General features: G+C 64.8%; 21 protein-coding genes and 1 pseudogene. 15 read left to right on the top strand and 7 right to left on the bottom strand.

What is annotated here, in order from left to right; genetic code table 11:
* The coding region (locus K323_RS0119360) for a hypothetical protein (protein WP_022886916.1) at positions 1-315 on the bottom strand (315 nt) is incomplete at its 3' end.
* A gap of 160 nt (positions 316-475) precedes the next feature.
* Here K323_RS0119360 and hemE point away from each other — a divergent pair.
* From hemE to K323_RS0119315, 9 genes are all read left to right on the top strand, one after another.
* Complete coding sequence (hemE, locus tag K323_RS27385) at positions 476-1702, top strand: uroporphyrinogen decarboxylase (RefSeq protein WP_022886915.1); 1227 nt, start codon at positions 476-478, stop codon at positions 1700-1702.
* Positions 1703-1837: 135 nt separating this feature from the next.
* A complete protein-coding gene (locus tag K323_RS0119350) occupies positions 1838-3430 on the top strand; it encodes a protoporphyrinogen/coproporphyrinogen oxidase (protein WP_022886914.1) in 1593 nt (530 codons plus the stop codon).
* Positions 3431-3595: 165 nt separating this feature from the next.
* Positions 3596-4093, top strand: coding sequence for a 2-oxo-4-hydroxy-4-carboxy-5-ureidoimidazoline decarboxylase (uraD, locus tag K323_RS0119345; RefSeq protein WP_022886913.1), 498 nt, complete (start codon positions 3596-3598; stop codon positions 4091-4093).
* On the top strand, positions 4090-4416 hold the full coding sequence (gene uraH / locus K323_RS0119340; protein WP_022886912.1) for a hydroxyisourate hydrolase: 327 nt from the start codon (positions 4090-4092) through the stop codon (positions 4414-4416). The genes uraD and uraH overlap by 4 nt, the downstream gene beginning before the upstream one ends.
* Before the next feature lie 2 nt (positions 4417-4418).
* Positions 4419-5318: a factor-independent urate hydroxylase gene (pucL, locus tag K323_RS0119335; protein WP_022886911.1), complete on the top strand. Its 900-nt coding sequence runs from the start codon at positions 4419-4421 to the stop codon at positions 5316-5318.
* Between the two features lie 85 nt (positions 5319-5403).
* Positions 5404-6915 (top strand): nucleobase:cation symporter-2 family protein, encoded by a 1512-nt coding sequence (locus tag K323_RS0119330; protein ID WP_022886910.1) that lies wholly within the window; start codon positions 5404-5406, stop codon positions 6913-6915.
* Positions 6916-7131: 216 nt separating this feature from the next.
* Positions 7132-7737 carry a helix-turn-helix domain-containing protein gene (locus K323_RS0119325; protein ID WP_022886909.1) on the top strand — a complete coding sequence of 202 codons (606 nt, stop codon included), beginning with the start codon at positions 7132-7134 and terminating at the stop codon, positions 7735-7737.
* 29 nt (positions 7738-7766) lie between these two features.
* Entirely contained in the window at positions 7767-8660 is an 894-nt protein-coding gene (locus K323_RS0119320) for a dihydrodipicolinate synthase family protein (RefSeq protein ID WP_026851870.1), read from the top strand.
* A gap of 3 nt (positions 8661-8663) precedes the next feature.
* On the top strand, positions 8664-9878 hold the full coding sequence (locus K323_RS0119315; RefSeq protein WP_022886907.1) for an MFS transporter: 1215 nt from the start codon (positions 8664-8666) through the stop codon (positions 9876-9878).
* 50 nt (positions 9879-9928) lie between these two features.
* On the opposite strand, the gene K323_RS0119310 is transcribed toward K323_RS0119315, so the two are convergent.
* The gene (locus K323_RS0119310; protein ID WP_022886906.1) at positions 9929-11284 is read right to left on the bottom strand and encodes an 8-oxoguanine deaminase; all 1356 of its coding nucleotides are present in this window, start codon (positions 11282-11284) and stop codon (positions 9929-9931) included.
* Between the two features lie 242 nt (positions 11285-11526).
* Between K323_RS0119310 and K323_RS0119305 the strand changes: the two genes are divergently transcribed.
* Positions 11527-12012 (top strand): nucleoside deaminase, encoded by a 486-nt coding sequence (locus K323_RS0119305; protein ID WP_022886905.1) that lies wholly within the window; start codon positions 11527-11529, stop codon positions 12010-12012.
* A gap of 2 nt (positions 12013-12014) precedes the next feature.
* Positions 12015-13490 (top strand): NCS2 family permease, encoded by a 1476-nt coding sequence (locus K323_RS0119300; protein WP_022886904.1) that lies wholly within the window; start codon positions 12015-12017, stop codon positions 13488-13490.
* A gap of 8 nt (positions 13491-13498) precedes the next feature.
* On the opposite strand, the gene xdhC is transcribed toward K323_RS0119300, so the two are convergent.
* The 4 genes from xdhC to K323_RS0119280 form a co-directional block, all read right to left on the bottom strand.
* Positions 13499-14302: a xanthine dehydrogenase accessory protein XdhC gene (gene xdhC / locus K323_RS0119295; protein WP_022886903.1), complete on the bottom strand. Its 804-nt coding sequence runs from the start codon at positions 14300-14302 to the stop codon at positions 13499-13501.
* A 17-nt stretch (positions 14303-14319) separates the two neighbouring features.
* Positions 14320-16779: a xanthine dehydrogenase molybdopterin binding subunit gene (xdhB, locus tag K323_RS27380; RefSeq protein ID WP_022886902.1), complete on the bottom strand. Its 2460-nt coding sequence runs from the start codon at positions 16777-16779 to the stop codon at positions 14320-14322.
* Positions 16776-18278, bottom strand: a complete 1503-nt coding sequence (locus tag K323_RS0119285; protein ID WP_022886901.1) for a xanthine dehydrogenase small subunit — start codon at positions 18276-18278, stop codon at positions 16776-16778. Before K323_RS0119285 ends, xdhB begins: the two co-directional genes overlap by 4 nt.
* A gap of 242 nt (positions 18279-18520) precedes the next feature.
* Complete coding sequence (locus tag K323_RS0119280) at positions 18521-19282, bottom strand: IclR family transcriptional regulator (RefSeq protein ID WP_022886900.1); 762 nt, start codon at positions 19280-19282, stop codon at positions 18521-18523.
* 319 nt (positions 19283-19601) lie between these two features.
* On the opposite strand from K323_RS0119280, the gene aceB reads away from it, so the two are divergent.
* From aceB to K323_RS30935, 4 genes are all read left to right on the top strand, one after another.
* Positions 19602-21203: a malate synthase A gene (aceB, locus tag K323_RS0119275; protein WP_022886899.1), complete on the top strand. Its 1602-nt coding sequence runs from the start codon at positions 19602-19604 to the stop codon at positions 21201-21203.
* Positions 21203-22525, top strand: a complete 1323-nt coding sequence (locus tag K323_RS0119270) for a DUF6986 family protein (RefSeq protein ID WP_022886898.1) — start codon at positions 21203-21205, stop codon at positions 22523-22525. Before aceB ends, K323_RS0119270 begins: the two co-directional genes overlap by 1 nt.
* A complete protein-coding gene (locus K323_RS0119265; protein ID WP_022886897.1) occupies positions 22522-23337 on the top strand; it encodes a bifunctional allantoicase/(S)-ureidoglycine aminohydrolase in 816 nt (271 codons plus the stop codon). The genes K323_RS0119270 and K323_RS0119265 overlap by 4 nt, the downstream gene beginning before the upstream one ends.
* 72 nt (positions 23338-23409) lie before the next feature.
* A complete protein-coding gene (locus tag K323_RS30935; RefSeq protein ID WP_425402292.1) occupies positions 23410-23511 on the top strand; it encodes a DUF7715 family protein in 102 nt (33 codons plus the stop codon).
* A gap of 36 nt (positions 23512-23547) precedes the next feature.
* On the opposite strand, the pseudogene K323_RS27375 reads toward K323_RS30935, so the two are convergent.
* Positions 23548-26495 (bottom strand): annotated as a pseudogene (locus K323_RS27375) (Tn3 family transposase).
* Positions 26496-26607: the final 112 nt, after the last annotated feature.

The raw sequence follows: 26607 nt of genomic DNA, 5'->3' as shown, positions 1-26607 counted from the left end.
AGCCGCCCTCCGCATCTGGTCCGCGTCTCCGCGGGCCTGATCTCGTTCGGCGCGGAGCTTGTCCACCTCGTCCTGCAGCCGACGAATCTCCGCCACATCCTTACGTGCCATTGAGCCAGTATGACGAGGAACCAGCCCGACACCGAGATCTCCGTCGGCCATCGCCAGACGCCACCCGCGCATCTCCGTGCCCGTGATGCCGTGCTCGGAAAGGTACACACCCTTCGTCCCGTGCCGGGCGGCCACATACGCAAGCACATGCTCACGCTTCTCATCCACCGAGAAGATCCTCGGCGCGATTGTTACTACAGTCATTGCGAATCTCCGATCAGAACGGGTCACAACAAGACTGCCAGCCAGGGCCCACCGGCGAATCTCGGGCAAATTCGGCAAAATCTCCGTCGAACGGTCAGGGTGCAGGGCTGGTCTGGCACCAGGGCGGCAGCGCTCAGGCTTGTTTGACAGAATTGAGGCAATGAACACCGAGTCAGTAAACCTAGACGCGTCTCACCCGCTCGCTTCCGGCCTCACCGCCGACTCCCGCCTCATCCGCGCCTACCAGGGCACCCGAACGGATGTCACTCCGGTCTGGTTCATGCGACAGGCCGGGCGCTCGCTGCCCGAGTACCGCGAACTGCGGGTCGGCACGCGCATGCTCGATGCCTGCCTCGACCCGGAGATGGCCAGCGAGATCACGCTCCAGCCGGTGCGCAGGCACCACGTCGACGCCGGTATTTTCTTCAGCGACATCGTCGTTCCACTGAAACTCGTCGGCGTCGACGTGGAGATCGTCGCAGGCAAGGGTCCGGTTCTCGGTAAGGCCGTGCGCACGGCGACGGATGTCGCGGAACTCACCTCCCTCGACCCGGCAACGCTCGACTCAGCCCTTGCCCCGATCTCGCAGGCGGTCGCCCGCACGGTCGCCGAGCTCGGTGCGACTCCGCTGATCGGTTTCGCCGGTGCACCGTTCACCCTTGCCGCGTACCTCGTCGAGGGCGGGCCGTCGAAAGATCACATCCACGCGCGCACGCTGATGCACGCAGAGCCGGAGGCCTGGGCGAGGCTGATGGAGTGGACCGCGAACGTGACCGGCCGCTTCCTTCGCGCCCAGGTGCTCGCGGGGGCCAGCGCCGCGCAGCTGTTCGATTCCTGGGCAGGAGCCCTGTCGCTTGCCGACTACGCGAAATACGTCGCCCCGGCCTCCGCCGCCGCGATCGCCCACGTGCGCGACCTCTCTTATACCGAACGCGCTTATGCCGAATACCGCCAGGACGAAGCAGCAGACACGGAGAGCGTCAACCGCAGCGTGCCGATCGTGCACTTCGGCGTCGGCACCGGCGAGCTGCTGGCCGCGATGCACGGCATCGGAGCTGATGTTGTCGGCGTCGACTATCGCATTCCACTCGACGAGGCCAACCGACGGCTCGGTGGCACAGTGCCGCTGCAGGGCAACGTCGACCCCGCCATGCTGGCCGCGCCGTGGCCGGTGCTCGAGGCGCACGTGCTCGACGTGCTGGAGCGAGGGCGCACGGCGCCGTCACACGTACTGAACCTCGGACACGGAGTGCCCCCTGACACAGACCCAGACGTGCTCACCCGCCTGGTCGACCTGGTGCACGAGGCCGGCGGTGCTGCATCCGGAGACACGGCATCCGGTGCCGCAGCATCCGTCGGCTCGGTAGCAGGCGTGGCCCGTGGCTAACTCAGGAGATTCCGGAGCCACTGTGAAGCCGGTGGCCAATGTAAAGGTTCCGGCCTTCATTATGACGGGTGGGTTTACATCAGCCGCAGACGCTCCTGAATTAGCCACCGGGGGCAGCAGCGGGATGACGGCAGCATGAGCGACGTCATCGTCATCGGTGGCGGCATCGCCGGGCTGGTTGCCGCACGCGAATGCGCGCACCTGGGCCTGAAAGTCACCGTTTACGAGGCGACGGATGCCGTTGGCGGGGCCGTTGCCGCACACGAAGTGGCCGGTCTGACCCTCGATGCCGGTGCCGAAAGCTTCGCCGTGCGGAAGGGTGCGGTGGCCGACTTCGTCGCAGGGCTCGGCCTTGCGGATGAGATCGTTGCCCCGAACCCGGCCGGCGCCTGGTTGCTGCTGCCCGGAACATCTGCCGGGCCGGCCAACCCGCCGATCAGCGTTCCGCTGCCGAAGACCGGAGTGCTCGGCATCCCCGGTTCTCCGCTCGCCGACGACGTGCGCCGGGTCATCGGCTGGCGCGGGGCGTGGCGCGCGTACGCCGACCGACTAATTCCCGTGTTGAAGATCGGCCGCGAGCACAACCTCGGCGAGCTGGTGCAGAAGCGAATGGGACGTCGCGTGCTCGAACGCCTCGTCGAACCGGTCGCCGGCGGCGTGTACTCGGCACCGGCAAGCGATCTCGAAGTGGACGTCGTCGCACCCGGCTTGAACGCAGCGCTGACGACGACCGGCTCGTTGTCGGGTGCGGTGCTGGCCATGCGGTCGTCGGCGCCGGCAGGCTCCGCCGTCGGGGGGCTGCGCGGAGGCATGTCCCGCCTGGTCTCGGCCCTCATCGCCGACCTCGAACACTACGGTGCCCAGATCGTCACCGGTGCCATGGTGACCGCTCTGTCGCGAACGGATGCTGCGGCAGACCCAGCAACGGACGAGACGGAAACAGATGCTTCCGCCACTGCCCGGCGCTGGAGGGTGACCGTCTCCCACGCCGTCGCGCCCGACGACGCGTCGCAGGACCAGGACCAGGACGCATCGCAGCCGCCCACATCGCAGCCGCCCACGTCGCTATCGCCAACGCCGCAGTCCGACGACGGCACCCATAACGTCGAGTCCCGTTTTGTCATCGTGGCAGCCCCGGGAGCCGCGGCCATCGGCCTGCTCGCACCCCTTGGCGCAGAACTGGCTGTAACGGCGGCGCTCAACTGGCCGTCGCCGACCGCGGTCGAGCTGGCAACGCTTGTGCTCGACGCTCCCGCGCTCGATTCCCACCCGCGTGGCACCGGTGTGCTCGTTGCCGAGGGCGCAACCGGCGTCACCGCCAAAGCGCTCACGCACGTGAGCGCAAAATGGGACTGGGTGGCCGAAGCGGCTGGGCCCGGCCGGCACGTCATCCGTCTCTCTTATGGGCGAGCAGGCGAGCGCAGCCGAACGCAGCAGCTCAGTGATGCCGAGTTCCAGGCGCTGGCCCTGCATGACGCGTCGGTGATTCTCGGAACGGAGCCGGGCGCATCCGCCGTCGTCGGATTCGCCCGCACCCCCTGGAACAACGCGCTCTCCCCGGCCACGCTGGGCGCCCGCGACCGGGGCAGAGCGGTGGAAGAGGCTGTCGCAGCCGAAGACGGGCTGGAAGTTACCGGCGCCTGGCTTGCGGGAACCGGGCTCGCCTCGGTGATTCCCCACGCGCTCGCCGCTGCGTCCCGAGTTCGGCATGCGTCGCTGCTTATTTGACCGCTGCTTGCCTGACCGCTGTTTACTTTGAAAACTTCGTTGCACGCACTTGACAAGACGGCGTCGGACGAAGTTCACTAATACTACCCAATGGAAAATAAATTTCTCATTGTGGAAATCAAAAGTAACAAAGCAGAGTAACAAAGCAAATAGAAGGAACAAGCAGTGACGCTTGAATCATTCAACCTCAGTGACCCGGATCAGGCACGGGCGGCTATCCGACCGTGCGTCGATATCGAGCGCTGGATTGATGCTGTTGTTGAGGCCCGTCCGTACTCCAACGTGGAGGAAGTATTGCAGGTTGCGGCGCAGGCCGCCGACCCGTGGACTGTGGCTGAAATCGACGGCGCGCTCGCCCATCACCCTCGCATCGGGGAACGGGCGAACGGATCAGGCCGAGAAGCATCGCTGTCCCGACGGGAGCAAGCCGGTGTGGATGCGACGGATGATTCCGTCACCACCGAGCTGGTATCGGCAAACCGCGCGTACGAAGAGAAGTTCGGCCGTGTTTTCCTGATCCGTGCTGCAGGTCGAAGCGCCCCGGAGATTCTCGGGGCGTTGAACGACAGACTGATGAATTCACCCGAGAAGGAGGTCCCTGTGGTTGCCCAGCAGTTGCGGGAGATCGCCCTTCTCCGTCTTGAAGGAGTCCTGGGCTCATGAGTCACATCACCACCCATATCCTCGACGCGGCCACCGGTCGTCCTGCAGCGGGCGTTCCCGTTGCGCTGGTGGACACCGCCGGCATCGAGATCGCCGCCGGCGTGACCGATGACAACGGCCGCATCGCGGGATTGGGCCCGGAACAACTCGATTCCGGAGCGTACCGGTTGACATTCGCCACCGGCGAGTACTTCCAGCGCACCGGAACAGAGACCTTCTACCCCGTCGTGTCGATCGAGTTTTCGGTCACCGACTCCGAGCAGCACTATCACGTACCGCTACTCATTAGCCCGTTTGCCTATTCAACATACAGAGGGAGCTGACAATGTCAGAAAGCAACATCGTCCTCGGCGCTAATCAGTACGGAAAAGCCGAAGTGCGCCTGGTCCGAATCACCCGAGACACACCCAGACACGAGATCGAAGATCTCAACGTCACGTCGCAACTGCGCGGTGATTTCGAGGCTGCCCACACCGAGGGCGACAACGCTCATGTCGTGGCCACCGACACGCAGAAGAACACCGTGTACGCCCTGGCCAAAGACGGCGTCGGCACCCCGGAGGAATTCCTGCTGCGCCTCGGCCAGCACTTCGTCGACGACTTCGAGTGGGTCTCGGGTGGCCGCTGGGCAGCCGAGAAATACAGCTGGGACCGCATCCCCGTCCACGGCGAGGGCCACGACCATGCGTTCGTGCGGGGCGGCACAGAAACCCGTACCGCCGTCGTCACCCTCGACAACGGCACGGCAATGGTGATCGCCGGGCTGCAGGACCTCGCGGTCCTGAAATCGACAGGGTCTGAGTTCACTGGCTTTCCCCGCGATCGGTACACGACTCTCAAGGAGACAACCGACCGCATCCTGGCCACCTCCGTCTCAGCGCGCTGGCGTTACAACTCGCCGGGTCTCGATTACGATCAGCTCTTCGCCAGTGTTCGCGCCACCATGCTCACGGCCTTCGCGACCACGCACTCGCTGGCTCTCCAGCAGAGCCTCTTCGAGATGGGCAAGGCCGTTCTCGAGGCGCACCAGGAGATCGACGAGATCAAGTTCTCGATGCCGAACATCCACAATTTCCTGGTTGATCTGTCTCCGTTCGGCCTGGAGAACCCCGGTGAGGTGTTCTTCGCTTCCGACCGCCCGTACGGCCTGATCGAAGCCACGGTGCAACGCGACAACGTGACGGATGCCGGCCGCGCCTGGGAGGGCATCGCCGGGTTCTGTTAGGTCACCGAATGGGTGGGCGGCTGTCGTCGCCCACCCACCGTCCCCGTTCCCCCTTCACGCTTCACCTGTCGACAAGGACGTCACAATGAATAAGAAGACCAAAAGCGCGGCGCGTTCAGTCACCGGCCGCCCAGAAGACGAGAAGCTGCCGGTCGGCGCTTCTTTTGCCTATGGGTTCCAGCACGTGCTCACGATGTATGGCGGAATCATTGCGCCGCCACTGATCATCGGCGCCGCGGCCGGAATGCCATCCAGTGATATCGGACTGCTCATTGCGGCCTGCCTCTTCATCGGTGGATTGGCAACCCTCCTTCAGACCCTCGGCATCCCGTTCTTCGGTGCCCAGCTTCCGCTGGTACAGGGGGTCTCCTTCTCCGGCGTGGCCACCATGACGGCCATCGTCACCGAGGGTGGAGGCATCCAAACGATCTTCGGGGCCGTGATGGTTTCCGCGCTCATCGGGCTGGCGATCACGCCGATCTTCTCGAAGATCATCCGGTTCTTCCCGCCCGTGGTCACCGGTACGGTGATCACGATCATCGGGCTGACGCTGATGCCGGTAGCCGCGAACTGGGCCATGGGTGGCAACAACACCGCAGACGACTATGGCAGCGTCGCCAACATCGGCCTCGCCGCCCTGACGCTGGCGATCGTGCTGCTCCTCAGCAAGGTCGGCATTGGGGCGATCTCCCGCCTGTCCATCCTGCTGGCGATCGTTATCGGCACCCTCATCGCGATTCCCCTCGGAATGGCGGACTTCTCCGCCGTGGGCACCGGGCCGGTCTTCGCCTTCCCCACCCCGTTCGCCTTCGGCCTGCCGATCTTCGACATCGCGGCGATCATCTCGATGTTCATCGTTGTGCTGGTCACTCTCATCGAGACGTCGGCCGACATCCTCGCCGTCGGGGAGATTGTGGAGACGAAGGTCGACTCCCGCCGCATCGGCGATGGGTTGCGTGCCGACATGCTCTCCAGCGCCATCTCGCCGATTTTCGGCTCGTTCACCCAGAGTGCGTTCGCCCAGAACGTGGGGTTGGTCGCCGTCACCGGGGTGAAGAGTCGGTTCGTGGTGAGCGCGGGCGGTGTGATCCTCGTGGTACTCGGTCTCCTGCCGGTGCTGGGTCGTGTGGTCGCCGCGGTTCCCACCGCGGTGCTTGGCGGTGCAGGAGTGGTTCTGTTCGGCACGGTCGCGGCCAGCGGCATCCGTATTCTCTCCAAGGTCGAGTACAGGAACAACATGAACCTGATCGTCGTTGCCGCTTCCCTCGGCTTCGGCATGATCCCGATCGCCGCACCGACGTTCTACGAGCAGTTCCCGTCGTGGTTCGCCACTATCTTCCACTCCGGGATCAGCTCGGCAGCGGTGATGGCGATCCTGCTGAATGTGCTGTTCAACCACATCAAGGCGGGCAACTCCAAGAACCAGTCCGTCTTCGCCGCCTCTCCGCCGCGGGTGGTGCGTGAGGAAGAGCTCCAGGCGCTCGAAGACGGGGACTACTACCAGGGCGGCAAGCTCATCTCAGCAGACGGCCGCGAGATCCCGATTATCCCGACCGGATCGAACCAGGTCGTCCCCCCGAAGCGCCCGGAGAACTAGCCAAGAACCGCCCCCCTGGTGAGCAGTTCAGCCGACTATGCACCGTGACGTGGCGATTCCCCAGCGGCGATTCGCAACCATACACCGGCTCCTCCGTCAAGCTGAATCGCTTGGGGCGGATGCGGATTGGCTGCGTCGGTAGTGCAATAGAGTGCACCATGAGTGCATCTGATAGCCTTCCGGGATGAGCCGAACGAGAGAGCATCAGGCGAACCCATGCATGTAGATGCTGTAACCCTCGCTTCGACGATCGGCGGGCGCATTCGCCAAGAGCGGCTCGCGCGCGAGTGGACACTTGATCGTCTCGCGGACGCTGCTGGCGTCAGCCGCCGCCAACTGGTCAACATCGAGCAAGGCGAAGCGAACCCGAGCATCGGGACACTATTGGGCATGAGCGAAGCTCTCGGCATCGCGCTGCCGGAACTCGTCGAGCCACCGTCGTCCCGAGTGGTCAGAGTCGCTCGGTCAGGCGAGGGCGTCGAGTTGTGGACCGGAGAACACGGGGGCCGCGGAGTGCTGCTCGTCAGCACGCAACCGCCCGACGTTGTTGTGCTGTGGGACTGGCAGATGAACCCCGGCGACCGTCACGAGAGCGAGCCGCACCATCAGGGCACCAGAGAGCTATTGCATGTTCACTCCGGCATGGTGACGCTCGACGTCGGGGACGACCGCCATGAGCTCGCTGTCGACGACGCGATCATGTTCCCCGGTGATGTGCTGCACGCCTACGGCAACGGGAGCGTCGAGCCTGCGCATTTCTCATTGACCGTCTACGAGCCGCAGATGGGCTCCGCCCGCGAACGAAGGAACATCAGTGTTTGACAACCCCCAACTCGATGATCGGAGTACCGATGTTCACCGGCCTTAGTGCGTTCCCCCATACCCCGCTCCGCGATGACACTTTCGACGAGGCAGCCTACGCGCGCCTGCTCGAACGCTTGACCGTCGCTGGAGTTGACTCGATCACCGCGCTCGGGTCAACTGGCTCGTATATGTATCTTGACCGAGACGAGCGGCGTCGCGTCGCTCGGGCCGCGGTGCAGCACGCCGACTCTGTGCCGGTTATCGTCGGGATCGGTGCTCTGCGAACCTCTCAGGTGCAGGCGCTCGCGGATGACGCGCAGGAGGCAGGAGCGAGCGCGGTCCTGCTCGCACCTGTCACCTATCAGCCTCTTGGCGATGACGAAGTATTCGGCCTGTTTGAAGACGTCACCGCTGGGCTGTCCGTGCCACTCGTGGTGTACGACAACCCCGGCACCACCCACGTCACGTTCACCGATGACCTCTACGCGCGGATCGCGACCTTGCCGCACGTGGCATCCATCAAGATTCCTGGCGTCCCTGCCGGGCCCGACGAGGCGGCCGCGCGCGTGCAGACCATCCGTGACCACATCCCCAGAACCGTGACCGTGGGCGTGTCAGGTGACAGTGCCGCGGCCACCGGCCTGGGCGCCGGCTGCGATGCCTGGTACTCCGTCATCGGGGGCACGCTCCCCGCTCCCGCTCTGACGATCACCCGCGCAGCCCTTTCCGGCGACCACGCCGCAGCCTGGGCGGAATCCGCCAGGCTGGAACCGTTGTGGGCACTGTTCGCCAAGCACGGCAGCTACCGGGTCACTGCGGCGATCGCGGAGCATCTGGGGCTCGTCGCAGCTGACTGCCTCCCCCGCCCGGTCCAGGGCCTCGGCGCGGTCGCACGGGTGCGCGTCGCACAGCTCGTCGACGAGCTGCACCTCGCAGACTGACGCATGGTCGAACGAGACGACACTTTCGTACCCAAGAATTCCCGCCCGCGGTGGGGTCTGACCAGGTACGTCGCGGCGGCGACCCTGGCCCGCGCTGCAGACGGAGGAGGAGTCGTCGCGATTATTCTCGTCGTCAGCACCAGCGGCGCACCAGGCTGGCTTACTGGGCTTCTCGGCGCGAGCATCACCGCCCCGCACCTGCTCGGTCCGTTCATCGCCCGCCGGCTCGATACCGCCCGCGACGGCCGAAACGTGATCGCGTTCGCATGCCTGATTCACGGCGCGACCCTCGCAGCCGCCGTACTGCTCTACCCGGTGGTGTGGCCCATTCTGACGGCGCTGCTATTGTTCGCTTCCGGTCTCTTCGGCCCGTTCCTGACCGGTGGCATCAGTAGCCGCCTGCCCGCGATCGCCAGCCAAGACCAGCACGGTCAACGACGCGCGCAGGGCTGGGACGTCGCCACCTACGGCCTCGGCGCGACCATTGGCCCATCCATCGTCGCGATCGTCTCCGTGTGGTCGACACCGACCATTGCCGCCCTCGTTCTCGCGGGCGGCACCTTTGCCGCCGCAGCACTCGTGCGGCTGCTCCCATATGCTCCCGCCGCCTCTGCCGCTGCGGACGTGCCTCGCCCCTTGCGCACCCTCCGCATCATGGCCGCCTCCGGACCGTTGAGACGCACGCTCTATCTCACGATGATCGTGGCCTTGTCTGTCGCAGTGCTGCCGATCGTGGCGGTGTCGTCGACGGCCAGTCTCGGGGAGGCCGCAGGCGCTGCGGCGGCGCTCGTCGCCGCCTACGGCATTGGCAGCCTCGCAGGATCGGTCGGTGTGATGATCCGTCCACTGCGACGTGACGCTGACGTGCTCATGCCCTACCTCGCCCTGATCGTCGCTGCCGCTCTCGTCGCCGTGTTGCTCGCTCCGAATCTCACCCTCGCGGTCGTCGCGTATGCCGCGGCCGGCATCGCGAACTCGTACTTCTTCGCCGCCACTCTCGCCGCGCGTAGCGAATACTCCCCGGCCGCCGCGCGCGGGCAAATCTTCATTTGGGTCGGTGCCCTGAAAATCACCGCAGGCTCAGCCGGGACCGCTGCAGCCGGCGCGCTCATCGGCACGGCGCTCCACCTCCCAACGATCCTCGCCGCCGGCATCGCCACAGCCGCCGCAGTCGTCGCAATCATTGACCGCCGGTTCAGCTCTCCCGGCCCACGCTGAACCGCGACATGGAACTGGCCAGCGCCCGGTCTTCGCTCCCGAAGTAGTACCTACCCGGCGACGAGGCGGCGCGCTGCGGCTGAGTGCTCCGCGATCAGCGTCGCGAGATCGAGACCCTCAATCGCTCCGTCGATGACCCGCCAGTCGCCTGCCACCATCACCCGGTCAGCTTTGTCTGCGCCGCAGAGCAACAGCGCCGAGAGTGGGTCATGGCTGCCGGAGAAGCGCAGGTCATCGGTCGTGAACAAGGCAAGGTCGGCCTGTTTGCCCGGCGCGATCTGGCCGATGTCGTCGCGGCCGAGAGCGCGGGCCGAACCGGTCGTGGCCCACCCCAGCGCCCGCTCAGGCGTCACCCGCTCTGCGCCATAACGAAGCCGCTGCAGATAGAGCGCCTGCCGCGCCTCCAGGATCATGTTCGAGGCGTCGTTCGATGCTGAGCCATCCACGCCGAGGCCCACCGCTGCTCCGGCCTCTTCGAGCTCGACCGCCCGGCAGATGCCGGAGGCCAGGCGCATATTGGACGTCGGGCAATGCGCGACACCGACACCGGCGGCACCGATGCGGGCGACCTCCTCATCGTTGAAGTGGATGCCGTGGCCGAGCCACGTACGATCCGTCAACCACCCGACGGACTCGAGGTAGTCGACGGTCCGCAGGTCGAACATCTCTTTGCAGAACTCCTCCTCATCGATCGTCTCTGCGAGATGCGTGTGCAGCCGAACATCATGCTGCTCGGCCAGGGCGGCGCTCGAGCGCATGATGTCGGTCGTGACAGAGAACGGCGAGCACGGGGCCAGCCCGATCTGCACCTTGGCCCCCTCGCCACGTTCGTGGTACTGCGCAATCAATCGCTCGCTGTCGGCCAGGATCACGTCGGCATCCTGCACCACCTGCTGCGGAGGCAGCCCGCCGTCTGCCTCGCCCAGGGTCATCGAACCTCGCGTCAGCATGGCCCGCATCCCGAGCTTCTTCACCACCGACACCTCGATGTCGATCGATTCCTCCATGCCACCTGGAAACAGGTAGTGGTGATCGGCGACCGTCGTGCACCCGGAGAGCAGCAGTTCGGCCAGCGCGACCGTCGTTGCCAGCTCGAGGTCTCGGGGAGTGAGCCGTGCCCAGACCGGGTAGAGATTGGTCAGCCAGGGAAACAGTGGAACGCTCACCACCGGCGCCCAGGCCCTCGTGAGGGTTTGGTAGAAGTGGTGATGGGTGTTGATCAGGCCGGGGAGGATCACGTGGTCCCTGGCTTCGAAGGTGACTTCGTATGGTGATTGAGGTGTGCCGCCGGCGCCGACGACCTCGATGATTCGTTCGCCCTCGATGACGAGGCCGCCGGTGGCGTCGAGGGCGTTCGCGGTGAAGATCGCTTTCGGGTTTCGCAGCCAGGTGCGGGAAGGAGTCATGTCATGAACCTAGCAAATCCACGATGAGAGAAAGAAATTCCATTTTAGCTCGCAATTGTGGCCAACGGATGCTACCTTCGAGATTGTCCAAAGGCGGGCACCCAGCCGGGTCGCTATCTACCGGGTCGAATCACACCTTCATATTCCAACTGAAGTGGAAGCGCCCCAGGCTCCCGCACTCGTGCTGACTGCAGCCTTCGTCAACGGCCGGCTCCACTTCCGCTAGTAAGGAAGCCGTGCCCATGGAAACCACGATCACGCACCAGCAGTTCCTTGCCCAGGCCACCGAGTTGGCCACCAGGAACGTACTGAACGGCGGGGGCCCATTCGGCGCCGTCATCGTCACCGCAGATGACCAGGTCTTCGAGGGCCTCAACCGAGTGACGGCAAACAACGATCCAACCGCCCACGCGGAGGTGACGGCGATTCGCGCCGCCTGCTCGGCCACCGGCACGTTCGATCTCACCGGAGCAACGCTCTACAGCAGTTGCGAGCCGTGCCCGATGTGCCTGGCGTCATCGCTGTGGGCGAGGGTCGCCGGTGTTTACTTCGCTGCCGACCGGCAGGATGCGGCCGCGGCCGGGTTCGACGACGCGGAGTTCTACGATTTCTTCGACACCCCCGTCGCCGAACGTTCCATGCCCGTCGCCAGGCTCACACTAGGCGACGCCGGTCACCTCGCTCCATTCACGGCGTGGGCGGCCCTCGACTCGCGAATCGAGTACTGATCGTGACGACATTCAAGGAAACGATCCAGGCGGACGACGTTCCAACGCGTCGTGTTTCACGGCTGGACGCCTATTTCAAGCTCACGGAGCGCGGTTCGACGCTCGGCCGGGAGTTTCGCGGTGGACTTGCCACCTTCTTCGCGATGGTCTACATCGTCATCCTGAACCCGCTGATTCTGAGCGGCCCTGACGGCTCTGGACAGACACTCGGCATCCCCCAGGTAGCCGCGGCGACCGCCATCGTCGCGGGTGTCATGACGATCCTCATGGGCCTCGTCGCCCGGTATCCGTTCGCCCTCTCGGCGGGACTCGGGGTCTCCGGATTCATCTCTGCGACGATCGCCACGACCCCGGGCCTCACCTGGCCAGACATCATGGGCCTGATCGTGGTATCCGGTGTCGTCATGTTCGTGCTGGTGCTCTGTGGATTCCGAGAGGCCGTGTTCAAAGCCGTCCCTTCTGGACTGAAGATTGCGATCGTCGTCGGCATCGGCCTCTTCATCACCATCATCGGCTTCGTCAATGCCGGTTTTGTGCGGCGCATCCCCGACGACGCCCATACGACAGTGCCGGTGAACCTCGGCGTCGGCGGGGTTCTCGTTGGCTGGCCGACGCTGGTGTTCGTCGTCGGGCTCGTGCTGCTGATCATCCTGATGGTGCGCAAGGTGCGAGGTGGGATTCTGATCGGAATCCTCGCGACTACCGTCTTCGCCGTTATTCTGCAGCTTTTCACGAAGACGCCCGCCGGCAGCGCGGAGAACCCAACGGGCTGGTCACTCGTCGTGCCTGACCTGCCAACAGAGTTCATCTCGTTCCCCGACCTGTCGCTGTTCGGCAAGATGGATATCTTCGGAGCCTTCGCTCATATCGGTGTCATCTCGGCGTCGCTGCTCACGTTCACGATCCTGCTGAGCGTCTTCTTCGACGCCATGGGCACGATGACCGGATTGGCGAGCGAGGCGAACCTTCTCGACAAGGACAACAACTTCGTCGACGCCAACCCGGTGTTGCTGGTCGACGCCGCCGCGTCTGCCGTCGGCGGTTTCGCCTCAGTGTCTGCGAATGAGATCTTCGTCGAATCCGCTGCGGGCGTAGGGGAGGGAGCGCGAACGGGGATAGCCAGTGTCGTCACCGGTGCGCTCTTCATCATCACCGCGTTCTTCGCGCCACTGTCCAATATCGTGCCGTTTGAGGCCGTGGCACCGGCGCTGGTGATGGTCGGCTTCCTGATGACGACCCAGGTACGCAATATCGACTGGGCCGACTGGGGCATTGCCATCCCGGCATTCCTGACCTTCGCCCTGATGCCGCTGACCTATTCCATTGCCAACGGTCTCGGCGCCGGCTTCATCGCCTTCGTGCTCATCCGCACGGTTCAGGGGCGCGCGAAAGACATCCACCCGCTGATGTGGCTCGTGTCCGTCGCCTTCATCGCTTTTTTCATGGTCGGACTGTTCGAACAGGTGCTCGGCGTTTAGAGCCGCGCTCAGGCTGAGGCGCGCTCGAAGGTGAGGAGCAGGTCGGCTGCAACGCTCACGGCAATCGCCGCCGGTTCCTTCGCGATCAGGCCAGGGATCCCGATCGGAGTTTGGATTCGCTCCAACTCCTGTTCCGAGTGCCCCTCGGCGAGCAGCTTCTTGTGAAAACGGGCCCACTTTGCCTGTGAACCGATGAGGCCGATGCTCGCCAACCCATCGACGCGGAGCGCGGAGTCGCACAGCGCGATGTCTTCGGCGTGGTCGTGGGTCATGATCAGTACATGTGTTGCCGGCGGCAAGCCTGGCAGCTCTGATTCGGGGGCGACAGCGTGCCGCACGTGCAACCGAGCGCTCCCATGGGCCAGATCGGCGAGCCTGTCATCGGTGAGCATTTCTGCCCGTGAGTCAATCACGAACAGCTCGAGATCGTGACGGGAGAGAATGCGGGCGAGCTCAAAACCGACGTGGCCCATTCCGAAGATGGCAACGGACGGGACGACCGGAATCGGTTCAAGCAGCATGGTCACCTCACCTCCACAGCATTGCACCCCGAACTCGGTCGGAGCCTTGTCATTGAGTGCGAGCTTCACCAGCTCTGGCTCGCTTGCGGCGTTCGCGATCATCGCTCGTGCCTGCGAGATGGCGGTGGCCTCGAGGTTGCCTCCGCCCACCGTGCCCCAGACGTCGTCTGCAGACACCACCATCTTCGCCCCGCCGTTGCGAGGAGTGTGCCCGCGCGTGGCGGCCAGCGTCACGATGACGCCGGGCACACGCCTCGCACGAAGACTCGCGGTCGCAGCGAGCCAATCCATGTCAGAGCCGGTCCATGTCAGGAGTCCGTGAGGGCAGGAATGCGGTCTGCACTCGGCGCATCAGGCCCGGGGGCGCCGGTACCGGACAGATTGGTACTGGACAGATTGGTACTGGACACATCGGTACCGGACACATCGGCGGCTGCCAGGGCCTGCTTCGCCTCCGTCAGCGCCCAGAAGACCGACTCGGGGGTCGCAGGGGAGGCAAGGGCGGTCCTTCGGTTCGGCGGACCGAAGCTGGCGGCGGCCTGGCGTAGCGACTCACGCACGCTGAACGCGAGCATCAGCGGCGGTTCACCCACCGCCTTCGAACCATAGATCGCTCCGTCTTCATGCGCGCGCTCGAACAGGGTGACGTTGAACTCCGCCGGCATCTCCGAGAAGCTCGGCAATTTATAGGTGCTGGCGGCCTGGGTGAGCAAACGCCCTCGCCCTGGCCCGTCTGTGGTGTCCCAGCGCAGGTCTTCGAGTGTCAGCCACCCTGCTCCCTGCACAAATCCGCCCTCGATCTGGCCGATGTCGATGACCGGGGAGAGCGAGTCGCCGACATCGTGCACGATATCGACACGGAGAGTGCGATAGGCGCCGGTGAATCCGTCGACCTCGACCTCGGTGGCCGCAGCCCCGTACGCGAAGTACTTGAACGGAGATCCGAACCAGGCCTCGGCGTCCCAGTGCAGTCCTTCCGTGCGGTAATACCCAGCCGCGGAAAGCTGAACACGCTGCTGGTACGCAACCTTGGCGACGTCGGCAAACGCGAGTTCCTTGCCGTGAACGCCGAGTGCATGGATCTTTCCCTGGGAGAACCGCACGTCGGTCGGGTTGGCACCCAGCATTCCACCTGCAACCACCGACATCCGTTCTCGGATCTGGTCGCACGCGTTCTTGACGGCGCCACCATTGAGGTCGGCGCCTGTGCTCGCAGCCGTGGCCGACGTGTTCGGCACCTTGTCGGTTCGCGTCGGCGCGAGGCGCACGGTCGACCGGGGAACTCCGAGAGCCGTGGCGGCGACCTGGATCATCTTGGTGTGCAGGCCTTGCCCCATCTCGGTGCCGCCGTGGTTGATCAGCACCGATCCGTCTTTGTACACCAGCACGAGTGCGCCGGCCTGATTGAAGGCCGCCACGTTGAATGAGATCCCGAACTTCACCGGAGTGATCGCCAAGCCACGCTTTCGGTCGGGGTGTGCGGCGTTGAATGCCTCGACCTGGGCGCTCCGTTCGGCGAATTCCGACGCGTCAAGCAACTGCGACCAGATGGCCTCCATGCGCTCGGCGTGCCGAACCGGCTGGCCATAGGGAGTGGTCTGGCCCGGCGCGTAGAAATTGCGGCGGCGTAGTTCCGCCGGGTCGATGCCGAGTGGCGCCGCGCACTGCCCGAGAATATCCTCGATCACCATGACGCCCTGCGGCCCGCCGAACCCGCGGAAGGCGGTCTGGGAGGTCTTGTTCGTCTTGGCTACCTGACCGTATGCCTCGATAGCCGGAATCCAATAGGCGTTGTCGAGGTGGCACAGCGCGCGTGCCAGCACCGGGTCAGAGAGGTCGAGGCTCCAGCCGCCATCCGCCGTCAACGACGCCTTCAGCGCCAGGATGTGACCCTCGTCGTCGAATCCTGCCTCCCACGCCACGTGAAAGCCGTGCCGTTTGCCGGTCATGGTCAGATCCTGGGTGCGGTTCAGGCGCAGCCTCACCGCCCTGCCCGTGCGGGTTGCGCCAATGGCGGCAATGGCGGCGAGGCCGTGCGGCTGCATCTCCTTGCCGCCGAATCCCCCGCCCATCCTGATGCACTGAACCGTGACAGCGTTGCTGCTGATGCCCAGCACGTGTGAGACGATCTCCTGGGTCTCAGACGGATGCTGCGTGCCGGCCTGCACGTACATCTGGCCGCCCTCGTCGTAGTACGCGAGCGACGCCATGGTCTCGAGGTAGAAGTGTTCCTGCCCGCTGAATTCCCACTCACCCGTGAAGACGTGTGGTGCAGAGGCCAGTGCGGCATCGGCATCTCCGCGCCGTGTGACCCGGTGGGCCCCCTGGAAGGAACCCGCGGTGATCGCCTCCGACACGGTGATCAGTGAAGGCAACACCTCATAGTCGACCTCGACGGCCGCCGCGCCCAGCCGGGCCGCCTCCTGCGTCTCGCCCAATACCCAGCACACGGCATGGCCGTAGTACATCACTTCGGTGGGGAACAGCGGCTCGTCATTCCAGATGCCGGCGTCGTTCACGCCAGGGACATCAGCCGCGGTGAGCACGTACACGACGCTGGGAACGGCAAGCGCCGGCTCGGTGCGAAGCGCGGTGATCCTGGCGTGCGCGTGCGGAGCCTGCACGGGCCACGCGGTCAGGGCGTCGCGCCGGAGCGTAGCGATGTCGTCGGTGTACAACGCCCGCCCTGTGACGTGTCCTGCGGCGCTCTCGTGCGGCTCTGGCACTCCGACGGCCGCGTTCTCCGGTCGATCTGACAACGAGCTCATGCTCCCACTCCCATCTGCGCCGTCGATTGGGCCGTCGGCCGTGCAAAGAGCTTCAGCATCGCCTGCGACATCATGATGCTGCGGTACTCGGCGCTCGCCCTGTGATCGCTCATCGGCGTGCCCTCTCCGCCGAGCGAGGCCGCTGCCTCGCGCGCGGTCTGCGCATTCCATGGCCTGCCGATGAGTAACGCCTCTGTGCTGCTGGCGCGCAGCGGAGTCGCGGCGACTCCGCCGAGTCCGATCCGCGCGTCATGCACGACACCGCCCTGGATGTCGAGGGCGAAGCCCACCGCCACGCTCGAGATGTCGTCGAAGCGCCGCTTCGCGATCTTGTGGAACCCGGTGAGGTCGGCCAACGGGAGCGGAATGCGAATCGCGCGGATCAGTTCGCCTGGCGTCCGAACGCTCGTGCGGTAGCCCGTGAAGTATTCGCTGAGTTCGACCTCCCGATCCCCCTCTGCCGAGGCCAGGATGACGCGCGCACCGAGCGCCAGCAGCGCAGGCGCTGCGTCCCCGATGGGCGACCCGGTGCCGAGGTTGCCGCCGAGCGTTGCACGGTTGCGGATCAGCCGAGAGGCGAATTGAGGGATGAGTTCGGCGAGCATGGGTACCCGGCCAGCGAGAAAGCGCTCAACCTCAGACAGCGAGACGGCGGCGCCGATCTCTACGAACTCGTCTCCGAATTCGAGGGCGCGAAGCTCCGGAAGCCGGTCGATGGCGATCACCAGTGGTTCCCTGCGGCCGCGAATGTTGACTTCGACGCCCCAATCCGTTGACCCGGCCACGAGAACCGCTGTCGGATACTCGGCGAGCATCGCGACGGTGTCGGCGAGCGTGGCCGGTCGCACGAAGCGGCCGTCCGCTGCCTGCAGGTCTGTTCTGGCCGGCTCTGGGGCAGGTTGGTCGCGCCTGGTAGCAAGTGCATCGTCGGCATCCGGATCGCCGAGCGCGTATGCGGCGTCGCGGATGGGGCGGTAGCCGGTGCAGCGACAGAGGTTTCCGCTGAGCGAGTGCAGGTCGAAGCCGTTCGGGCCGTGCTCATGGGGATCGGGTTCATTCGGGTCGTGTTCATTGGGGCCATGTTGTGCGTGAGGGGCACCTTCGACGTCGGCACGGCGGTCACGCCGGTAGAACTCGGACGCCATGCTGCAGACGAATCCCGGCGTGCAGTACCCGCACTGGGAGCCGCCGGCGACCGCCATCTTCTCTTGAACCGGATGCAGGCTTTCGGGGGAGCCGAGACCCTCAGCGGTGACGATCTCCTGACCGTCGAGCGCGGCGATGGGAACGAGGCAGGCATTGACCGCTGTCCAGGTCGTACCGCCGGTGCCATCTGACTGCGCGACGAGAACAGCGCAGGCGCCGCACTCGCCTTCGGCGCAGCCTTCCTTGCATCCGGTGAGGCCGTTGCCCCGCAGCCAGTCGAGGGCAGTTGTGTGTGCTGCGTCTGTCGCCATCTGGCGCTTCTGTCCGTTGACGGTGAGATCGAGACGGTCCATCGAGAAACTCCTTTTTGATGCCGAGGTATGACCCTTTGCATCAGGAGCCGACGTACCTCGTTATACGTGGGAATTCGCGTCTCGTGACGCCGCCCGTGTTTTCAGCGTTCATCGACAGCCGGCGCGACCGGCCGGATTCGACATTGGGAAAAGTGTACCTCGCGAAGGGCGGTTCAGGGATACTTTTGGAAAAAATATCTCGCACAATGAAATTGTTGCGCTCCGCCTGCCGGTAACCTCGACTAGGCCATGGCGTTCAGCTCGTGCGAGATGGTCGCAGCGGCGTTCCGGAGCAGCGGCACTGCACGCTCGGCGAAAGCGTCGTCGACGCGGGAAACCGGGCCGGAGACGGAAATCGCTGTGGGGGTCGGCGCGTTCGGTATCGCCATCGCGAAGCAACGCACGCCGAGCTCCTGCTCTTCCTCGTCGATCGAGTATCCGCGCTCCCGAATCTTGTCGAGGTCGATGATGAGGTCTTCGAAGGTGCCGATGCTCATCCCGGTGGGGGTCGGCATGCCCGCCCTGGTGACGATGGAGCGAACCGTCTCGTTGTCTAGCTGAGCCAGGATGGCCTTGCCGACACCGGTCGCGTGGGTGTGTGCACGTCGACCGACTTCGGTGAACATGCGCATCGAGTGCTTCGAGGGCACCTGGGCGATGTAGACCACCATGTCGGAATCGAGCACGGCCATGTTCGAGGTTTCACCGAGCGCGTCGACGAGCGAGGCCAGCTGCGGCCTGGCAAGTGCGCCCAACTGCTTGCTCGCGCCTTCTCCCAGGCGGATCAGGCGCGGCCCGAGGGCGTAACGGCGGTTCGCCAGCTGGCGGATATAGCCCTTTGCCACGAGCGTGCGCAGCAGGCGGTGGATGGTGGGCAGCGGCAGATCCGTCGACGACGCGAGTTCGCTCAGGGTCACCTCGCCACCGGCATCCGTTATCAACTCAAGCAGGTCAAAGACGCGTTCAACGGATTGCACCCCGGCCCCGGCAGCGCGTTCAGCCATGATTGCTCTCCTTGATCGGCGGCATTCACCGTGCGACAGTTCAACTAACGACAATTCACATCCACGATACGAAATTCCATGGGTGGCTTTACGGTATCGCACGGCGGCGGCGGGGGCGACAGCGGCCTTGCATTTCCACTGAACAAAACCTAATATCCATCATACGAAAACAATTCTGTCGATGTCCGGTCGAGCCTCAGCTGCGGAGGCTCACTGGCAGCATCCGGCCGTCGCGTCTGCCGCCGTGCTGGTGTCACACTGGCGGCGACCGGCCGCGGCACGGCGTTGAAACCTGAAGCGAAACGAGAAGGACCGACAGATGTCAATTGAAATCAGCACTCGCCCCTCCGTGACGCGATCAGGGGAGATCCTGACACCGGATGCCCTGCGGTTCATTGAGAAGCTGCACCGGGAGTTCGCCGACCGTCGTGCCGAGCGGCTGGCCGCCCGTGCGGTGGTCCGTGAGGAGGTCGCTCGTACTGGAAGGCTCGACTTCCTGCCCGAGACCGCAGCAATCAGGGAGGGCAGCTGGAGAGTCGCCCCGGCGCCGGCCGCCCTTCTGGACCGCCGCGTTGAGATGACCGGGCCGGCCTCACCAGTCAAGATGGCCATCAATGCGCTGAACTCCGGCGCGAAGGTCTGGCTGGCCGACCTCGAAGACGCGAATGCGCCCACCTGGCACAACGTGGTCGATTCGCAGCTCTCCCTGTTCGATGCAGCACGTGGCACACTGGCGTACACCTCGCCGGAGGGCAAGGAATACACCCTCCGTTCTGACGCGCCGCTGTCTGTCGCCGTCGTTCGCCCTCGCGGTTGGCACCTCGACGAGCACCACATCACGGTGGACGGGCAGGCGGTTAGTGGTGCACTTGTCGACTTCGGCCTGCACTTCTTCCACAATGCGGCGCAGCTGCTCGCGAACGGCCAGGGTCCGTATTACTACCTGCCGAAGCTGGAGAGCCACCTCGAGGCGCGCCTGTGGAACGACGTCTTCGTCTTCGCCCAGGGTGAACTCGGCATCCCGCAGGGGTCAATTCGCGCGACCGTGTTGATCGAGACCATTCCCGCAGCATTCGAGATGGACGAGATCCTCTACGAGCTGCGAGACCACGCGTCTGGCCTGAACGCCGGTCGCTGGGACTACCTCTTCAGCATCATCAAATATTTCCGGGATGCTGGCAGTGATTTCATACTTCCCGACCGTGCCGACGTCTCGATGACCGCACCGTTCATGCGCGCGTACACCGAGCTGCTGGTGAAGACCTGCCACCGCCGCGAAGCATTCGCGATGGGCGGCATGGCCGCCGTCATCCCGAATCGCCGTGAACCGGAGGTGACCGCTGCTGCATTCGACAAGGTGCGGGCCGACAAGACGCGGGAGGCGGGCGACGGGTTCGACGGCTCCTGGGTTGCCCACCCCGATCTCGTTCCGGTCTGCCAGGAGGTCTTCGACGCTGTACTCGGCGACCGACCGAACCAGATCGACCGAAAGCGCGACGACGTGACCGTGACCGCGGCTGAGCTGCTGGACGTGACGACGGCGCCTGGGCAGGTCACGGAAGCCGGTCTCAGGTCGAACCTCTACGTCGCCGTGGCCTATGTCGCCGTCTGGTTGTCGGGAAACGGCGCCGTCGCCATCCGCAACCTGATGGAAGACGCGGCGACAGCGGAGATCTCCCGCTCGCAGGTGTGGCAGCAGATCCGCAATTCGGTGGTGCTGGCCGACACCGGAAACACCGTCACGCGCGAGCTCGTGACGCGTATTCTGGGCGAGGAAACCGAGAAGCTCCGCGGTGAGGTGGGGGAGGAGATGTTCGTGAAGTTCTATCAGCCGGCCAGCAGCCTCATTGCAGACATCTGCCTCTCTGAGGAGTACACCGACTTCCTCACCACACCGGCCTATGAACTGGTGACCGCCTGATGGTCGCGCATGTCGTCACCACGACGGCGCTCACCGGAGACGACCTGGCCTTCATCGATGCCTCGCTCGCCGATACCGATCGCCTCCTGGGCGCCGGCTACCCCGGCGACTCCGGAACCAGGCAGCCGGTGCACACGGTCTACGTTCCTGCCGATCGGTTCACTCCGGCGCTCGCGGCAGAGTGGGGTGAGCAGGCGCTCGCCGCGGTGCGGTCGCACGGGGGAATCGAAGAACTCTGCCGCACGCTCGGCCTTGACGCCGACCTGGCGACCCAGGTGTCAGCGCGGGCCTTGGCGAAGCTCGACAGCGAGCCGATCGAAGATCTGCGCCTCGACTTCGAAGACGGCTACAGCGACCGTGGAGACGACGTGGAAGACGCGGATGCCCTGGCGGCGGCGGCACGTGTGGCCGAGGCTGTGGCGACCGGTGCCGCGCCGCCCTTCATCGGCATCCGTTTTAAGTGTTTTGAGGCACCGACCCGTGCGCGGGGCCTTCGCACCCTCGATCTGTTCATCGGTGCCCTGGTCGCTGCCGGCGACCTCCCTGACGGCCTGGTGCTGACCCTGCCGAAGGTGAGCACCGTGGCGCAGGTCGAAGCGATGGTCTACGCCTGCCAGAAGCTGGAGGTCGCGCACGGCCTGCCGCACGGGCGACTGCGCTTCGAGGTGCAGATGGAGACGCCGCAGCTGATTCTTGCGGCGGATGGCACCGTTCCCGTCGCCAGACTGCTGCACGCAGCCGACGGCCGAATCAGCGCTCTGCACTACGGCACCTACGACTACAGCGCCTCGCTCGGCATCGCCGCTGAGTACCAGTCGATGGAGCATCCGGCGGCGGACTTCGCCAAGCAGGTCATGCAGGTGGCGGTGGCCGGAACCGGCGTGCGCCTCTCCGACGGCTCGACAAACATCATCCCGGTCGGTGAGCCGGATGCCGTCGTCTCCGCCTGGAAATTGCACGCCCGGCTGGTGCGCCGTTCGCTGGAGAATGGCTACTACCAGGGCTGGGACCTGCACGCCGTGCAGCTCGCGAGCCGCTTCATCGCGACCTATGCGTTCTACCGCGAGGGGCTGCCCGCTGCGGCCGGTCGGCTGAAGAACTATGTGCGCCGCACCGAGGGCGGCATCATGGACGAGCCGGCAACCGCCAGGGCCCTCGCCGGGTTCCTCTACCGGGGCCTTGCCTGCGGCGCCGTGACCGAAGCCGAAGTCGCGAGCCTGGCCGGCGTTTCGTCGGCGCAGCTCGCCGGCCTGGCCCACCCCCGGCCTGCCCACCCTGCACTCGCCGAGCCAGCCCGACCACGAAGTAAGGACCGACCGTGACCCCCACCTACTACGCGCCAGAGACGCTGCTCCCGCCCCAGACCGACCTGCTCACCAGCCGCGCCGTGGTCACCGAGGCGTACACCGTCATTCCCCGCGGGGTACTGCGTGACATCGTCGTCAGCGAGCTCCCTGACTGGACCAAGACGCGCACGTGGATACTCAATCGCCCGGTTGCGGGCGGGGCGACGACGTTCGCCCAGTACCTGATCGAGGTCGCGCCCGGTGGTGGCTCGAGAGACCCTGAGCCAGAAGCAGGCGTCGAGTCCTTCGTCTTTCTGCTGCAGGGCGCACTCACGCTCACACTCGAGGGCGAGAAACACGAGTTGGCTCCAGGCGGATTCGCATTCCTGCCGCCCGGCTCGACGTGGGAGGTCGCGAACAACGGCGGCGAGCTGGTGAAGTTCCAGTGGATTCGCAAGGCCTACCAGCCGCTGGCCGGTCACACGCCGAAGGCCGTCGTCGGCAACGAGCAGGACATCGAGCCCGGCGCGATGCCCGGAACCGACAACAAGTGGCGCACGACACGCATGCTGCCGACGGATGACCTGGCCTATGACATGCACGTCAACGTCGTCACGTTCGAGCCGGGGGCATCCATCCCGTTTGCCGAGACCCACGTGATGGAACACGGGCTGTACGTGCTGGAGGGCAAGGCTGTCTACCGGCTCAACCAGGACTGGGTGGAAGTGCAGGAGGGCGACTACATGTCCCTCCGCGCGTTCTGCCCGCAGGCCTGCTATGCCGGTGGCCCGAGCAACTTCCGCTACCTGCTCTACAAAGACGTCAACCGCCAGATCAAGCTCACCTGACCCGCCGGGAGTGTCGGTGGTCAGCGGTACATCTGGAACAGCGGATGTTCCGCCTGACAGATGGAGACGAACATGAAGGTGCTCACAGCGACTCGCGAAAAGCAGGGATTCCGCGAAGGAGACTACTCCTTCGCAGTCGAGGGCGAGCTTGTTTACGTGCAGGGGTCTGAGTAGTAATGGAACGAAAACGTCCGCTAAGGGCTCGGTCGTTCAGTCTTGACTGTTCGGATCGCGCAGCGGGCGGAGTTGATTGGGCGGTAGCTCGGGCGTGCTGAATTGGTATCGGCCGAGGAAGTTGATGTGTTCGTGGCCGAGGGGTGAGAGGCGTTTCACGTCGTCGTCGGCTACCTGTCGCCCTTCCTGGCGCAGTTCACCCAGGGCGGCGTCCATATAGCGGGTGTTCCACAGCACGATTGCGTTGACGACGAGTCCGAGGGCACCGAGTTGATCTTCTTGACCCTCACGGTAGCGTTGGCGAAGTTGCCCGCGGTGGCCGTGGAAGATGTCTCGGGCGAGCGCATGGCGGCCCTCGGTGCGGTTGAGCTGGGTCAGGATTCTTCGCCGGTAGCTGTCGTCATCGAGGTAGGTGAGGAGGTAGAGGGTTTTCGATATCCGGCCAAGTTCTGCCACCGCACGGCCCAGCGGGGTTGGCCGGCCTCCTCCTTGCAAGACACGAAGAAGCTCTGACGCTTTCACTGTGCCTGTGGCAAGGCTCCCTGCGACACGAAGCAGATCATCCCAGTGGGCGATGATCAGGTCGGTGTTGATCTGATTTCGGCCAAGGCCGTTCAAGGGACCGTAGTTCGCAGTTCGGTCGGTGCGCCAGAAGCGGGCCGAGCCGATGTCTGCAAGGCGGGGGCTGAATTGGTATCCGAGGAGCCGGAAGAGGCCGAACACTTGGTCGGAGTAGCCGGCAGTGTCGGTCATCAACTCGGTGGGTTGGAGTGTTGTTTGCTGCTCGAGGAGACCGTCGAGGATGTAGAGACTGTCGCGGAGTGTGCCGGGGACGACAATGGCGTGGAAGCCGGCGAATTGGTCTGAGAGGAAGTTGAGGTAGGTGACTCCTCTGCCGGGGCCGAAATATCGCGGGTTGGGCCCGGCGTTGAGGGTTCGGACGGGGACGACAAACCGGAGCCCGTCGGCTGAGGCGACGTCCCCACCACCCCAAGTCCTGGCAAGTGGTACCCGGCTTTGTGCGTCCACGAACCGGGCGTTGGCTGCGGTGATCGTTTCGCTTCGGATGTAGTTCTGATCGGCCCAGGACAATCGGGCGCGTGTCAGTGCTGGAATGCTTGGCCGGGTGACGGGCTCGAGACCGATGTTGCAGGCCTCAGCGAGCAGAACCGCGCAGATACTCACATCAAGATCATCGGCACGTGCGGCGCCTTCAGAAACGTGGGTGAATTCGGTGAGGAAACCGGTCCAGCCGGCGACTTCGAGGAGTAGTTCGGGCAGATCTATGCGAGGCAGACGTTCTTGGATGAGGGTGTGAAGTGTGGTCAGGCTGGGTGGTTCGTCGAGCTTGTCGAGCGCAGTCAAAATGGGGCGGTCTCGCCCATCGACGATCTCGATTCGCACTGCGGCGTTGTCGGCGAGGCGTCCAGCAACTGCCCGGTAGGCGGTGTCGAGATCGGTGCTGAGACCCTGCAGTTCGGTGCGCGGGTCAAGGTCATGTCCGAAACTTTGAGCGACGCCGGGACGTGCGGCTTCCCATGCTGGTCCGGTCAGAAGCTTCGCCCGTGGGTCTCCCCACCGTTCGCTGTGCAGGGCGTAAACGTCGCGGCGGCGGAGCGCTTCTCGAAGTCGTTCGAGCACCAAAAAGGTGTATGCGCGACGATCGAGGAGACCATCAGCGTCGCGGATGCGGTGCTGCCACGCCCCGGTGGCAAGTTCCAGGGGAACCTCGTCGGCACGGACAGTGTGTCGTCCCTCGAGCGTGCGAAGAGCAGCGAACGCGGCCAGAGCATCCCGGCCGCCCGGTGCCGCGTGAAGGTCCAGCGTGGCCAGCACGGAGGGCAGAAAGCGGCGGACCGAGCTGTACCGGCTCAGAAGGTCGTCGAGGTGCACATCGACGGCGGGGCGTTCGATGTCCTCCACCGCGGCGACGGCCGCAGCGAGTTGCTCCCGTGAAACGGTGCGGGTGATGGCCTCCCAGAGGGCTTTGATCCCGCCGTCGGGTGGATCAAGGAGCACCCGGACGGCATTTCGAAGGGCGATGGTGGCGGCGTCGCGCCCGGGCTGATGATGTAGACGATCTTTCTGCCCGGCCCGATCCGCTCTCGCAAGCAGGCCACTCAAAAGCTGATCCAGTAAGTCCAACGCGTCATCGGTCGCGGCAACTTCCAGGTGACGGGCGGCGGCGAGCAGTGTCGCGATTCGACGTTGCTCACTCATTCGGGAGACCGTCTGAGCCTTCGCAGCCGTGGCATACCGAGCCAAAGCGCCAATCCGGGCCGGGGACACCGCAGACAGATCCAGCGAGCCGACATCCAATGCACGAATTTCAACGAGCCTGGTCAACGCGTTCAGCAGTCCGGATGCCGTGATGCTCGTCGGCCCCCGCCGAAGCCGATCTAGCACCGACGTGGTCTCCCCGAAGGGCACGACCAGCAGTGCTTCCAGACGCTTACGTTGGCCAGCATCGGGGAGATCCGCCGCATTAGCGTGCTCGGCCCCGGCAGCAAGACTTTTGCCTCGAGGAGGCGCGCGGTTGCAAGGTCGAAAAGTACGGACGGTCGCTCGCCTGACATCGACATCCGCGCGACCAGCCATGCGCGAAGTTCCGCCTGCACCTCATGGTCGGAGAAATCTCGATACCCGTATGCGAGCTGGATCTCACCAGCATGCTCCCGGTTCGTCGCCTCGCGACGGGCATATAGAGCCAGAACGCCACGATCTGTGATGCCCAATTGCCCAGCCAGATAGTCGGCGACAACCTCGGGGACACCGGTGGGGTCAGGAAGAAAAGTGCCTAAGAATCGGACAGTTCCCAGCTGGACGGCATATCCCAGACGGTTGTGCTCGCCTCGACGAATATTGACTTGTTCTAAATCTGCCCCGTCGAGATGGAAGAACCGATCCAATTGCGCCTGGTTCGGTTCAACGACATAACGGCCATAGCGGCGTTGCTGATCCAAGGTCAGAAATTCGACAGGCATCCACGCTCCCGACTACTTCGCACAAGGCGTCGACAAACGATCATTCACCGACACCACGACCCTACCGACGACACGCCGCCAAATCTACGTCGATAACTGGCGCCGTAAAACA

Origin of the sequence: Glaciibacter superstes DSM 21135 (genome assembly GCF_000421145.1) — a bacterium.
In the GTDB taxonomy this organism is placed as follows: Bacteria; Actinomycetota; Actinomycetes; order Actinomycetales; family Microbacteriaceae; genus Cryobacterium; species Cryobacterium superstes.
The sequence above is the reverse complement of the archived record's forward strand: the minus strand, read 5'-3'. Positions and strand labels throughout refer to the sequence as shown.

Excerpts from the sequence above, each read along its gene's own strand:
- hemE (WP_022886915.1), top strand. The coding sequence starts at position 476 with ATGAACACCGAGTCAGTAAACCTAGACGCGTCTCACCCGCTCGCTTCC.
- K323_RS0119350 (WP_022886914.1), top strand. The coding sequence starts at position 1,838 with ATGAGCGACGTCATCGTCATCGGTGGCGGCATCGCCGGGCTGGTTGCC.
- uraH (WP_022886912.1), top strand. The coding sequence starts at position 4,090 with ATGAGTCACATCACCACCCATATCCTCGACGCGGCCACCGGTCGTCCT.
- pucL (WP_022886911.1), top strand. The coding sequence starts at position 4,419 with ATGTCAGAAAGCAACATCGTCCTCGGCGCTAATCAGTACGGAAAAGCC.
- K323_RS0119330 (WP_022886910.1), top strand. The coding sequence starts at position 5,404 with ATGAATAAGAAGACCAAAAGCGCGGCGCGTTCAGTCACCGGCCGCCCA.
- K323_RS0119325 (WP_022886909.1), top strand. The coding sequence starts at position 7,132 with ATGCATGTAGATGCTGTAACCCTCGCTTCGACGATCGGCGGGCGCATT.
- K323_RS0119320 (WP_026851870.1), top strand. The coding sequence starts at position 7,767 with ATGTTCACCGGCCTTAGTGCGTTCCCCCATACCCCGCTCCGCGATGAC.
- K323_RS0119315 (WP_022886907.1), top strand. The coding sequence starts at position 8,664 with ATGGTCGAACGAGACGACACTTTCGTACCCAAGAATTCCCGCCCGCGG.
- K323_RS0119310 (WP_022886906.1), bottom strand. The coding sequence starts at position 11,284 with ATGACTCCTTCCCGCACCTGGCTGCGAAACCCGAAAGCGATCTTCACC.
- K323_RS0119305 (WP_022886905.1), top strand. The coding sequence starts at position 11,527 with ATGGAAACCACGATCACGCACCAGCAGTTCCTTGCCCAGGCCACCGAG.
- xdhC (WP_022886903.1), bottom strand. The coding sequence starts at position 14,302 with ATGGATTGGCTCGCTGCGACCGCGAGTCTTCGTGCGAGGCGTGTGCCC.
- xdhB (WP_022886902.1), bottom strand. The coding sequence starts at position 16,779 with ATGAGCTCGTTGTCAGATCGACCGGAGAACGCGGCCGTCGGAGTGCCA.
- K323_RS0119285 (WP_022886901.1), bottom strand. The coding sequence starts at position 18,278 with ATGGACCGTCTCGATCTCACCGTCAACGGACAGAAGCGCCAGATGGCG.
- K323_RS0119280 (WP_022886900.1), bottom strand. The coding sequence starts at position 19,282 with ATGGCTGAACGCGCTGCCGGGGCCGGGGTGCAATCCGTTGAACGCGTC.
- aceB (WP_022886899.1), top strand. The coding sequence starts at position 19,602 with ATGTCAATTGAAATCAGCACTCGCCCCTCCGTGACGCGATCAGGGGAG.
- K323_RS0119270 (WP_022886898.1), top strand. The coding sequence starts at position 21,203 with ATGGTCGCGCATGTCGTCACCACGACGGCGCTCACCGGAGACGACCTG.
- K323_RS30935 (WP_425402292.1), top strand. The coding sequence starts at position 23,410 with ATGAAGGTGCTCACAGCGACTCGCGAAAAGCAGGGATTCCGCGAAGGA.